The organism is Nitrosopumilus sp. b1 (assembly GCF_014078545.1).
Lineage (GTDB): Archaea > Thermoproteota > Nitrososphaeria > Nitrososphaerales > Nitrosopumilaceae > PXYB01.
In genome coordinates, this window is sequence record NZ_MU078723.1 from 335,682 (window position 1) to 347,907 (window position 12,226).

The window sequence follows — 12,226 nt, forward strand, 5'->3', positions numbered from 1 at the left end:
AAAAACATCGCATAATAATTCTCTGGAAAATTAATGGTGGGATTGGCAGGATTTGAACCTACGACCTCTGGTACCCAAAACCAGAATCATACCAAGCTAGACCACAATCCCTTAAAATGTGCACAGCAAAGTCCCCAATTTAAGCCTGCCATATGATGATTTTAAATAAGAAACGTTAAGAGGAAAATTATTGCAAGTTGAAGATTACATCAAAGCCGGAAAAATTGCATCAGAAGTTCGAGAAATGGTGCGAATGAAAAATTGGGTTGGAAAAACTGTTTTTGAGATATGCGAGGAAGTGGAAAGTCAAATTATTCAAAGAGGAGCAAAATGTGCATTTCCAGTAAATACTAGCATAAATGAATTAGCTGCTCACTATACAGCAGAGCCCAATGATCAGTTAACAATCAAGGATGATGATCTTGTAAAGATAGATCTTGGAGCTCAGATTAACGGATACATTGCAGATACTGCAGTAACGGTCTGTTACGATCCACAGTATGATGGTCTTGTTCAAGCTGCAGAAGAGGCATTAGCAAATGCAATGTCAATGATCAAAGTAGGAGTCAAAGCAAGTGACATTGGAAGAACTATAGAAAAAACGATCAAACAGTTAGGATACAAACCAATAGCTAATCTAAGCGGACATTCATTGGATCAGTATACAATACATGCTGGGAAATCAATTCCAAATATTTGGTCCATAGGGACTTTCTCATTAACAGACTCTAGTGCTTATGCATGTGAGCCTTTTGTTACAACGGATGAAGGGTTAGGATTTGTCAGAGAAGGAAAGATAAAAAACATCTATGCATTGGTGTCTAGGAAGAAAACAAAAAATGAAGAAGCAGATAAACTTCTAGATCATATTTGGGAAAATTACAACATGCTTCCATTTGCACTACGATGGATTACCAAAACATATGAGGAAAAACAGGCAAGAGAATTACTAGAGATACTCATCAAGAAAAAGGCAGTTCATGCTTATCCAGTGCTAGTAGAGGCAAACGGGCAAAGAGTGGCACAGGCAGAACATACATTCATTCCTGATCAAAATGGGGCTACAGTTACAACTATAGCTCAATAGTTTCGCCAAAGATTTTTTCTATAAGCATCGTACCGTTACACGCAGAACATTTTGAAATTTCGGAAAACAAGCAATCTCCATCTTTGAACTTTCGTTTAATTTCTTTATTGCAGGAATTGCATTGCTCAATCGTATAGGCATTTGTTATTTTCTTTTTCTTAAAGATCATTGAGGAACACCCATTGTATTTCCAACTCCAATTACTAACACAGATTTACCAGGGCCTACATTTTCATCAATCATTTGGTAAACTTGAGAACTAACATCATCAGCTTTTTCGGCAATCTCTTTTGTCATTAATGTAATCGCTTCTTTTACAGATTGTTTTATCACTATTGCAAATATTGGAATATTATTTTTTGTAGCAATTTCCTCTATCTGAAATCTTTCAGTACCGATTCCACCTATAGCTGCTCCAAAGCCTTGTGATGTTTGAGCAGAATCTTCGCCCTCAAACTTTAATGAAGCATCAATCATAATTATAAAATCAATTTTATTTTTAGAAGTAAGCGATTCAACTCCATCCCCAAGACGGCCTACCGATGATTGTGGACCTTCAGCTTTCATTAAAAATAATTTTTTTCCTTTATATTCAGTTTCGCTATATACAGTTTGAAATGCAATAGGTTGTTTTTTTGTATTGAGCATTAATTTGCCAACAACCATAGGACCGATCCCGTCACCCACAGGTTGACCAGCTTTAAAAGCAGGTAATGCTTCTTTTAAAGCCTCAGCTTCTTCCATTATAAAAGGAAGCATCATTTGTAATGGTAAGATCAGCGGATAGTTATTTTGTTTTTTTGCGGTAAGATACAAGTGATTGATAATTTTGTATAATAATTTCAAAGTTGAAGTAATTTCCAGTAATGTTTGTACTCGACTTAGTTCATAATCGTTAATTTCAGGATACAGTGATTTAATTTGTAATCTAGTATGATCTTCACGAGAACGAATTATGTGGCGAACTTTGGATACAATTCCATTAGGATCCATATCCACTGGCATGATTGTAAAGTAATCAACAAAAGTATCAAGACGTGATGTATGATCTGTTTTTGAAAAATTTTTCACGTGATTGATTAATTCAGTTCTGGATTCATCTTTGTAGAGATTGAGTTTATTGATTTGTTTTTTGATGTCGTTAGATGTAATTTGTAATTGGATTCTCTGACCATAAAAAACAAAGATTATCACAGGAAGAATCCAAACCAACATCATCAATGGATTTGTATCATCACCCATTCCAAAAAATTCATCAAAATTAAAATCTCCAAGTTCCAATAAAGACGCGATCAAGCGCTCCAAATTTAATCATTCGGCAAGTCCTCAAATCTCTAAAAATGCAAAAAAAGAGGTTTTGAGGTTAAAAAAATGGACCACAAAGCAAAAAATTGGCGAGTGCTTTTATTATAGTTAATCTAGGAGATTTTTGTAATATGCCACAAACTAAGCCAATAGTAAGTGTTGAAAATGTAGTAGCATCTGCGTCAGTAGACCAAAAAATGGATCTTAACGAGATTACCAGGACATTTCCAGACGTTGAGTATCATCCGGATCAATTTCCAGGATTAGTATTTCGATTAAAAAGTCCAAAAACAGCTACACTAATTTTCACATCAGGAAAAATGGTATGCACCGGTTCAAAGTCTGAAGAGATGGCAAGAAAAGCTGTAAAGACAGTTGTACAAAAACTTCGCAAGGGCGGCATCAAAGTAAAAAAAGATGCAGTTGTTGAAATTCAAAATATTGTTGCATCAATTAATCTGGGTGGAAAGATACACCTAGAGCAAGCTGCAAGAACTTTGCCAAGAAGTATGTATGAGCCAGAGCAATTTCCAGGATTGATTCATAGAATGCTAGATCCAAAGACTGTGATTCTATTATTCTCCTCTGGAAAATTAGTATGTACAGGTGCTAAAAAAGAGCCAGATGTGTATAGGTCAGTAAATAATCTTCATGCACTATTAGAAGAGAAAGACCTAATGATCTATGATTAATTTCATAGACTTCAAAATTTTCTGTTTTTGTTATAAATTAAAAGTAAAGCCGATATATAACTAGAATTTCAATTATTTATGAATATAAAAACAATTGAGAATTTTGTATTAAAAGATGTGATTTTGATTAGTTCACTTCCAGATATGGGTAAAGTGGGAGGACTTGTAACAGAACACCTGCAAAAAGCATTAGATGCTAAAATCTCATCAAAAGTTGTATTATCAGACAAACCATGGGTGAATCAAAAAGATGGTATGATATCAACGCCATCAGATGAGTACACAATACATGTAGATGAAAAAAATGCAATCGTAATATTCACTGGAAATAATCAACCGCAAGAACCAAATGTTGTAATTTCCATGACTGAAAAAATTTTAGATGCGGTTAAAAAAATCGGAAACATAAAACTAGTAATTTCAGCAGGAGGTTATCTGCCAGCAGAAAAGAATGGAGGAAAAAGTGTTTACGGCGTTGCAACAGATGATGAATCGATGCAGATTCTCAAAGACAATAACATACCAGTGCTTGGAAATGAAGTAAGTAGCATTACATGGTTTAATGGATTAGTTTTAGGAAAAGCAAAACAAAATGGCATTAATGGAATTGGTTTATTTGGAGAAATTCATGAGCCTGACAGTCCACAATATCTTGCAGCAAGCAACATCATTAAACTGATTAGCAAAATTTTGAAAATCACAATTGACACAACAGAGATAGATAAGAAAATTATCCCAATTCAAACCGAAGTCAAGAAGGACAGACCAGGCATAGGTTAGTTATTTTATTGGAGAGCCCAAAGGCACTTCTTCAGATACAGTTAACCAAAAAGGCTTATCGTCAACATCAGCAGCAAGAAGCATGGCATTTGATTCAACACCAGCCATTTTTTTTGGCTCTAGATTTGCAATTACAATTACAGTTTTACCAACCATCTCATCTGCCTCATAATATTGAGCACCACCAATGATTACATCCCTATGATCATCACCTAGATCAATCACTCCCTTGATGATCTTTGATTTGCCTGGAATTTTTTCGGTGGATAATACTTTGGCAACTCTAATATCCAATTTAGCAAAGTCTTCATAAGTTACATTTGTCATGAACGTCATTTTTTGATCTCGTTAAAATTGATTTCGAATTACATGAAATCCTTTTTTTTGAAACCACTTGTCTCAATAGAGTATTTCAGAGGAGCAGGTAATTCTTGATATTTTTTATTAACTAATTCTTTGATTTGGTCATCAGGTACACTAACGGCTTTTAGCAACTTTCCTCGTTGATGGGCATATGCATTTTTCCAAAAACCCAATCCGTCAAAGGTTCCAATTTTTGGCATGTATCGTGAAGCTTTCATTGTAAATCAATTAGACTGTAAGGGAAGAATGGTAAAATGCCAAGAACTGGAGTTAATGTTCTCATTAGCAGTTTACCCCTCACAGTCTGATATAACCCATTTAGAATCTAATATATTTAATGCGGAAAAAACTACTCATAATTGGCAAAGATAGAGGCTTCTGTGGATATAAAATCAACCATCGACAAAGTTTGGGACATAGTATCAGACTTAGATAATGAACCAAAATATTGGAAGGGCACAAAGGAAGTAAAAAACATCTCAAAAGAGGGGAATAAAATCAAACGAGAGATTACAATTGCATTTAAAGATAAAAAGTGTAATCAGGAAGTCACCCTATATCCCAAAGAAAAAATTGAGTCAATTTTTACAAAAGGAATAATCGAAGGTTCAAAAACCATCAACATATCTCAAAAAGAAGATTTTGTAAAATTAGAGGCAATTTGGGACATTAAATTATCTGGAATGATGGGAATGTTTACTGGAATGATATCAAAACACATCAAGAGTGGGACTGAGCAAGCATTACAATCCATTAAAGATGAGATAGAATAGAAATGGAACTTGTAATTGATGTTATCAATTATTTCCTAGTTGCAACTATGATTGGAGTATCAATTGCATGGGTTACCCTACTAAGAACAATGTATCAATCATTTTCATTAACACCCTACTTGGATAAATTTGAAAAAATAGAACATAAGACATTGAAAGTATCAGTGATCCTGCCTGCAAGAAATGAAGAAGGATACATTGAGAAGTGTTTAGATTCATTGTTAATGCAAGACTACAGCAATTTTGAAATTATAGCAATTGATGATTCTTCAGAAGACGACACCGGGAAAATCATTCAGGAATATGCAAAAAAAGACTCTAGGGTGATTTACGTTCAAGCCAGACCTAAACCAGAAGGATGGATGGGGAAAAATTGGGCTTGCTGTGAAGGATACAAAAAATCATCAGGAGATTTGTTGTTATTTACAGATTCAGACACCATACATTCTAAGAACGTCATATCTATAGCTACATCACATCTACAATCATTGAATTTGGATGCACTGACTGCTATTCCAAGAATGCTGTGTCTTGATTTCTGGACAAAAATAACTCTTCCAATGATATCCACATTTTTACATACGAGATTTTCGGCTTTGAGAGTAAATGATCCAACAAAAAAAACAGGGTATTTTTTTGGAAGTTTCTTTGTAATTAAAAAAAAGGCATATGAAGAAGTGGGAACACATGAGGGAGTCAAACAAGAAATTATAGAAGATGGAGCATTGGGTAAAAAAGTCAAAGAATCAGGCTACAAAATGAAAATGGTTAGAGGAGAGCATATGATTCAAGCAATTTGGGCCAGAGATTTTTTCACATTATGGAATGCTCTAAAAAGATTAATGATTCCGTTGTACCTTCAAAACGGATTAATCGCTGTTGGAATTTTCGTTGCTGTAGTGTTTCTTTTATTTTTACCATATACTCTATTGGTTTATTCTGCGTTATTTTTGTCGTATTCTAATTCATTTTTTGTATTGTTTGTCACATCGCTAATTGCATCCATACTAATCTATGTAGGAGGAATTTCTGATGCAAGAGAGTTAAAAATTGGAGTTATTTATTCTTCCTTAGGTCCTGTCGGAAGTCTGATTGTGATTCTAGGTTTTGCAAGTGGTTTGATAAATGCAAAAAGTAATTCAGCAGTGTCATGGAGAGGTAGAAGTTATTCCATGAAGGATCATGCACAAAGCTCGATTAGCATTTAGGCTCATCATACCGTAAGTTAATGGTAAAGCTTTTTAGAGAAAGTCAAACATGTTGAAATCACTTGGATAAATCAGGAGTAATTGTTAGTGGCGCTCTTGGAGTGACATTAGTTTTAGTAATTTTTGTTGTTTTGCTTAATCCACCTCCAACAATGCAACCTCCCAAGGATCTAGTCGTATCTAATGGCCATAGTGTCACCACAGTTGGCGAAACAACCCCTATTACGGCAGCAAAGCCATTATCGTTGATTCAAATTTTTGAACAATCAGAAGCAGGAGTGGTCAGAGTCAATGTCCAACGTACCACGCAAACTACTGGAAGTGGTGTGGGTTCAGGTTTTGTATACGATGTTAGAGGACATATCATTACAAATGCACACGTGGTAGAAGATGCAAAAAAAATTGAGGTTACTTTTCTGGATGGAACATCATACAAGGCAGACTTAGTTGGTTCAGATATTTTTACAGATGTTGCGGTGATTAGAGTGGAAGTTGATAAATCACTTTTACATCCATTATCAATTGGAGATTCATCAAAATTAAAAGTCGGAGAACAGATTGCAGCTATCGGGAATCCCTTTGGACTATCAGGCTCAATGACATCAGGCATAATCAGTCAATTAGGTCGCTTACTTCCATCACAAGATAGTGGATTTTCTATACCAGATGTCATACAAACGGATGCGGCAATTAACCCAGGAAATTCTGGAGGACCTTTAATTAACATGAGAGGCCAGGTGATTGGAATCAATACTGCCATCCAATCCACTACAGGTGAATTTACAGGCGTTGGCTTTGCAGTTCCATCAAACACCATCTCAAAGATTGTTCCCACACTGATTGAAGATGGTAGTTATCATCATCCATGGTTAGGTATCACAGGAAGAGACATCGATCCTGACTTGGCAAGTGTGTTAAATCTTAATGAAGCGAGAGGATTTCTTATCGTATCAGTTATCGAAGGAAGTCCAGCAGAAAAGGCTGGGCTGCATGGTTCAACAGATACAAAACAGATTGACGGAGTGAATTATCCTATTGGAGGAGATGTCATACTAGAAGTTGATGGAAAGAAAGTAAGAAAGATTGACGATATTTTAATCCATTTGCAACGTGAAAAATCGGTCGGAGATGAAATTAATTTAGAAGTATTAAGAGATGGTAGAACTAGTAATTTTGTACTGGTTTTAGAAGAAAGACCAAATTTCAATTAATACAAGATTAAATACTTCAATCCAAGCATTGGAAATGTTGAGTAATCTTGTTTTAGAATCAGAATCATTAAACAAAATTCTAGAAGGGAAAAACGTTCCTATTGAAGATTATTTTCAAATCTTTGATGCATCACAGAAAGATGGAACAGAGTTATTCAAGGTAGCTGAAAAACTAAGACGAAAAAACAAAGGAAATATAGTTACATTTTCAAAAAAAGCATTCTTCAATATCATAAATTTATGCAAAGATACTTGCTCTTATTGTACATACAAAGCTGAGCCAGGCGAAGATAAAGTATCTCTAATGTCAAAACAAAATATTTCAGAATTATTGCAACTTTCTAGAAAATACAAATGTGTGGAAGCATTATTTGTTACTGGAGAAAAACCCGAACAAAAATACCCAGAAGCAAGAAAGTGGTTAAAAGAAAATGGATTCTCAAGTACTGTAGAATTTCTTATTGACTCATCAGAAAGAGCATTGAAAGAAGGATTGTTTCCTCACACTAATGCAGGCAACCTTACAAAAGACGAGATGAGAGAACTGAAAAAGACAAATGTTAGCATGGGAGTAATGTTGGAAAATATAAGTGAAAGGCTATCAAAAAAAGGAATGCCGCATTATTTAGCTTCAAGTAAGAATCCAAAAGCAAGGCTAGAGGTTTTAAAAAACTCGGGACAGTTAAGCATACCAATGACAACAGGAATTCTTGTTGGTATAGGTGAAACACCTCACGAGATTATTGATTCATTACTTGCAATAAAACAATTGAATGAAAAATTTGGTAATATTCAAGAGGTCATCTTACAGAACTTCCAACCAAAGCCAGATACAATTATGAAGGATTTTCCATCTACGGATGAAAACTACTTCAAAACAGTTGTTGCAATGACTAGGCTGATGATGCCAAATATGAATATCCAGATACCTCCAAATCTATCGCCAAAATCATATCAAAGTTTTCTATCAATTGGAATTAATGATTGGGGAGGAATATCACCATTAACTCCTGATTTTGTCAATCCAGAGTTTACTTGGCCAGAAATAAACAAAGTTGAAAAGAATTCAAATGACGCGGGATATGATTTAAAATGCAGATTTCCTGTATATCCTGAATTTATGACGATGATTAACACAGAATTAAAAGAGAGGATGGACTCAATTAGTGACGAGGGTTTAGTTATGGAGAGTTACTGGAGATGACAATAGCAAATATTGATTCGCTGTTAAAACATGCAGATCCTGTTTTAGCTAATGTTCTTAATGATGCTCTATCAGAAAAAGATATTTCTGCAAAAGAGGCTTTAGAGCTGTATAAAGCTCATGGCATAGATTTTCATCTTGTTGGAATGGTAGCAGATGAGCTGAGAAGGAGAAGAGTAGGCGATGTTGTAACATATGTTGTTAATCGAAATATCAATTTCACAAATGTCTGCATAAAACAATGTGGTTTTTGTGCATTTAGTAGAGACTTTAGAGAAGAAGAAGGATATTTCCTCCCAACAGAGGAGATAGTACGAAGAGCAAAAGAAGCTTATGATTTAGGTGCCACAGAAGTATGCATTCAGGCAGGATTACCTCCAGATATGGATAGTAATTTGTATGAAAATGTGTGCAAAGCAATCAAATCTGAAATTCCGAAGATTCACATTCATGGATTTTCTCCTGAAGAAGTTTTGTATGGAGCCATCAGATCAGATGTTTCAATAAAAGAATATCTTAGTAGATTAAAGGATGCTGGAGTTGACACTTTGCCAGGAACTGCTGCAGAGATTCTAGACCAGAAAATGAGAGATCGAATTTCTCCAGGCAGAATAACAGTGAAAGATTGGGAAGAAGTCATTAAGACGGCTCATTCTCTTGGAATCAATACTACTTCCACTATGATGTATGGACATATCGAATCAAACGAAGACAGAGTTAATCACATTGCCAAACTTAGAGAAATTCAAAAAGAAACAAGGGGTTTTACAGAATTTGTTCCACTAAATTTCATTGCAGAGGAAGCACCAATGTACAAACATAACATGCATGAAGGAATTAGACATGGCGCAAGTGCAAATGACGTGATGCTGACACATGCGATTTCAAGGATTATGCTAAATAATTACATCAACAACATTCAGATGTCATGGGTTAAAGAAGGACAAAAAATGTCGCAACTATTGCTTTCTTGGGGAGCTAATGATTTTGGCGGAACTCTAATGAATGAAAGTATTTCAACTTCAGCAGGTGCACAGCACGGTCAGCTCTTAAGGCCGCACGAAATTAGACAACTCGTTTGGGAAGTTGGAAAGACACCTGCCGAAAGGAGCACAAAATATAAGATTTTGCGCACATTTGATTCAGATACTAAGGATGCATTAGATGAAGTAGATAATAATCAATTTGGCTCATATTTTGAATTGATAAAAATTAATGAATTCAAATACAAAAATCCTCGGCGTGGTTAGTTGTCTGCCTGTGAAAGGGCCATTGCATATGCTCAAAATTCAGGAATTGATGAATGTGAATCTGTTTTTGCAAAAAGAAACATCATTACTGTTCGAATTACAGATTCCAGAATAATCGAGGTTAAGCAAAATCAAGAAGAAAAAATTGGGATCAGAGTAATTCGTGATAAAAAAATTGCATCCGCAGAAACCAGAGATATTGAAAATTATAAAAAAATCATTGATCATGCAATTGATACATTTAGATTTCTTAGTCCAAAACCATTTTGGAGATCACTTCCCTATGAAGATAGAACTAACTTTGAAGTAAATTCCACATATGATAAAAAATTAAAAAACATTACAAGCAAGGATGCTTCAGATATTGCACAAGAGATGATAAACTCTTCTCTTGACAAAAAAATTTCATCCATCACAGGCTCCCTAAACATAGTAGATGAGGAATTTCATATACAAAATACTAATGGAGTAGAAGAATCAGACTTTGCAACATATATTTCAGGAATTATTAATGCAGACTCCACTTTGGGTAATATTCCAGTATCAGGAATTGGTCAGATGAGTGGTAGAACTAGAGACATGTTTTCGCCAGAAAAGATAGGGCATGAGGCTAAGAGTATGTGTATAGGATCAATCAATCCAATAGATTGTGAATCAGGAGAATATTCAATAATATTTGAGCCATATTCGGTAGGTGAGATGTTGGCATTTGTTTTTGCATCAAATTTTAATTTGAAAGTATTCGCAGAGAAAAAAAGTTGTTTTTCAGAAAGGCTTGGAAATTCAATTGCAGTTGATGAATTTAATTTGATTGATGATCCTCATGCGCCAAACGGCATAGGAAGTAAAAAAATTGACGATGAGGGAATCCCTACATTAACGAATCCATTAATTGAAAATGGCATTTTCAAAAATACTTTTTCAGACTCCTATAATGCATTCAAAGAATCAACCAAATCTACAGGCAACGCGAATAGACCAGGATTACCCATGGGTAGGGATGCAGATTCATTTCCTATTTCATCTCCACATAATTTGAGAATTAAGAGAGGCGATACGTCTCAAGATGAGATGATTGCAGAAACAAAATCAGGCATTCTGGTAGGTCGTTTATGGTACACCTATGCAGTCAATCCGATAAAGGGAGATTTTTCATGTACTGCAAGAAGTGGGATAAGAATCATAAAGAATGGCAAGATAGTTTCCCCTGCAAAACCAGCTAGAATTATCCATAACTTACCAACGATGCTTCGCAATATTGCTGCAATTGGAAATGATGATAGAAATGTACTGCAGTGGGCATCATTGCCATCAATTACACCCAGTATCAAGGTAGAAAAAATCAGGGTTGTTCCAATTTGATTTTTTATGGCATAAAGAATGCAAACGCCAAATAGGCAACATATCCCATAGTAAGTAGGATTCCCATAGTTCTGTTTATCACTCCAGATTTTATTGCGATTAGTAATGTCAAGCTGAAACCAAGCATTATTGCATAATCAAGCATCACTTGTGTTGAGACAGCCACGCTTGCAATTGTTGCAGCAACACCCATTATCATTAAAATATTGTAAATGTTGCTTCCAATAATATTTCCAACACCGATATCTGTATGCCCTTTTTTTATTGCAATCACACTTGTTATTAGTTCAGGCAATGAAGTACCAATAGCAATTACAGTTAATCCAATTATTCTTTCAGATATTCCAAGAGATTCTGCCAGTATCACTGCATTATCTACGGTTAGTATTGCTCCCACATAAAGAAGAGAAATCCCTAAACCGATTAGCCCAAATGATTTTAGGTAAACATTTTTTTTGTTAGTATTTTTTTCATCAGTGTCATTTTGATTTGTATCACGATGTTTTTGTGCATCTTTATATGTAAAAATTGAGAAAACAATCATCGCTCCAAGAAAAATCATCCCATCATACTGTGATAATTCACCGTCGATTGACAAGGCAATTAAAAGTAAAGAAATACCAATCATTATTGGGATTTCCTTTCGAAGTGTGGTTTTGCTAACAGCCAATGGAATCAATATAGATGCAATTCCAATCACCATGCCAACATTAGCAATATTACTTCCAACAATATTTCCTAAAATTATGTCTCCATGTTCTCCTGCTGCAGCAATACTTGCTGCAAGTTCTGGAGTCGAAGTGCCATATGCAACTACAGTCATTCCAATCACTAATTGACTTATTCCAATTTTCTTTGCTATTGTTACTCCTCCAGTAACTAACCAATTGCCGCCAAAACAAAGCAAGGCAAGGCCCACTATGACAAGCAATCCATTTACGATTAATTCCACAATTCACAGTCAGTTATTACTTGTTTAAATTTAGATGCG

General features: G+C 35.1%; 13 protein-coding genes and 1 tRNA gene. 9 read left to right on the forward strand and 5 right to left on the reverse strand.

The features are described 5' to 3' along the window. Positions 1 to 34: 34 nt before the first annotated feature. Positions 35 to 111: transfer RNA gene (locus C6988_RS07790), tRNA-Pro, on the reverse strand. Positions 112 to 190: 79 nt separating this feature from the next. On the opposite strand from C6988_RS07790, the gene map reads away from it, so the two are divergent. After that, positions 191 to 1,087: a type II methionyl aminopeptidase gene (map, locus tag C6988_RS07795; RefSeq protein ID WP_182134482.1), complete on the forward strand. Its 897-nt coding sequence runs from the start codon at positions 191 to 193 to the stop codon at positions 1,085 to 1,087. Between the two features lie 165 nt (positions 1,088 to 1,252). Here map and C6988_RS07800 read toward each other — a convergent pair whose 3' ends face one another. Further along, positions 1,253 to 2,368 (reverse strand): DUF1512 domain-containing protein, encoded by a 1,116-nt coding sequence (locus C6988_RS07800; protein WP_255464418.1) that lies wholly within the window; start codon positions 2,366 to 2,368, stop codon positions 1,253 to 1,255. Between the two features lie 155 nt (positions 2,369 to 2,523). Between C6988_RS07800 and C6988_RS07805 the strand changes: the two genes are divergently transcribed. Both C6988_RS07805 and C6988_RS07810 read left to right on the forward strand, forming a co-directional pair. Continuing rightward, complete coding sequence (locus C6988_RS07805; RefSeq protein WP_012214981.1) at positions 2,524 to 3,084, forward strand: TATA-box-binding protein; 561 nt, start codon at positions 2,524 to 2,526, stop codon at positions 3,082 to 3,084. 78 nt (positions 3,085 to 3,162) lie between these two features. Next, complete coding sequence (locus tag C6988_RS07810; RefSeq protein ID WP_182134483.1) at positions 3,163 to 3,864, forward strand: PAC2 family protein; 702 nt, start codon at positions 3,163 to 3,165, stop codon at positions 3,862 to 3,864. Here C6988_RS07810 and C6988_RS07815 read toward each other — a convergent pair whose 3' ends face one another. After that, the gene (locus tag C6988_RS07815; protein WP_182134484.1) at positions 3,865 to 4,191 is read right to left on the reverse strand and encodes a tRNA-binding protein; all 327 of its coding nucleotides are present in this window, start codon (positions 4,189 to 4,191) and stop codon (positions 3,865 to 3,867) included. Positions 4,192 to 4,229: 38 nt separating this feature from the next. Continuing rightward, on the reverse strand, positions 4,230 to 4,445 hold the full coding sequence (locus C6988_RS07820) for a hypothetical protein (protein WP_255464419.1): 216 nt from the start codon (positions 4,443 to 4,445) through the stop codon (positions 4,230 to 4,232). Positions 4,446 to 4,586: 141 nt separating this feature from the next. Here C6988_RS07820 and C6988_RS07825 point away from each other — a divergent pair, with 141 nt between their 5' ends. The 6 genes from C6988_RS07825 to C6988_RS07850 all read left to right on the forward strand — a co-directional run bounded on the left by C6988_RS07825 (position 4,587) and on the right by C6988_RS07850 (position 11,235). Further along, positions 4,587 to 5,000, forward strand: a complete 414-nt coding sequence (locus C6988_RS07825; RefSeq protein WP_182134485.1) for a type II toxin-antitoxin system RatA family toxin — start codon at positions 4,587 to 4,589, stop codon at positions 4,998 to 5,000. A 2-nt stretch (positions 5,001 to 5,002) separates the two neighbouring features. Continuing rightward, positions 5,003 to 6,208, forward strand: a complete 1,206-nt coding sequence (locus C6988_RS07830; protein ID WP_182134486.1) for a glycosyltransferase family 2 protein — start codon at positions 5,003 to 5,005, stop codon at positions 6,206 to 6,208. A 62-nt stretch (positions 6,209 to 6,270) separates the two neighbouring features. Then, on the forward strand, positions 6,271 to 7,419 hold the full coding sequence (locus C6988_RS07835) for a S1C family serine protease (RefSeq protein WP_182134487.1): 1,149 nt from the start codon (positions 6,271 to 6,273) through the stop codon (positions 7,417 to 7,419). 37 nt (positions 7,420 to 7,456) lie between these two features. Then, on the forward strand, positions 7,457 to 8,623 hold the full coding sequence (cofG, locus tag C6988_RS07840; protein ID WP_255464421.1) for a 7,8-didemethyl-8-hydroxy-5-deazariboflavin synthase subunit CofG: 1,167 nt from the start codon (positions 7,457 to 7,459) through the stop codon (positions 8,621 to 8,623). Continuing rightward, positions 8,620 to 9,873 carry a 5-amino-6-(D-ribitylamino)uracil--L-tyrosine 4-hydroxyphenyl transferase CofH gene (gene cofH, locus C6988_RS07845; protein WP_182134489.1) on the forward strand — a complete coding sequence of 418 codons (1,254 nt, stop codon included), beginning with the start codon at positions 8,620 to 8,622 and terminating at the stop codon, positions 9,871 to 9,873. The genes cofG and cofH overlap by 4 nt, the downstream gene beginning before the upstream one ends. Beyond that, on the forward strand, positions 9,874 to 11,235 hold the full coding sequence (locus tag C6988_RS07850; RefSeq protein ID WP_182134490.1) for a TldD/PmbA family protein: 1,362 nt from the start codon (positions 9,874 to 9,876) through the stop codon (positions 11,233 to 11,235). 4 nt (positions 11,236 to 11,239) lie between these two features. On the opposite strand, the gene C6988_RS07855 is transcribed toward C6988_RS07850, so the two are convergent. After that, complete coding sequence (locus C6988_RS07855; protein ID WP_182134491.1) at positions 11,240 to 12,187, reverse strand: calcium/sodium antiporter; 948 nt, start codon at positions 12,185 to 12,187, stop codon at positions 11,240 to 11,242. Positions 12,188 to 12,226 lie beyond the last annotated feature (39 nt).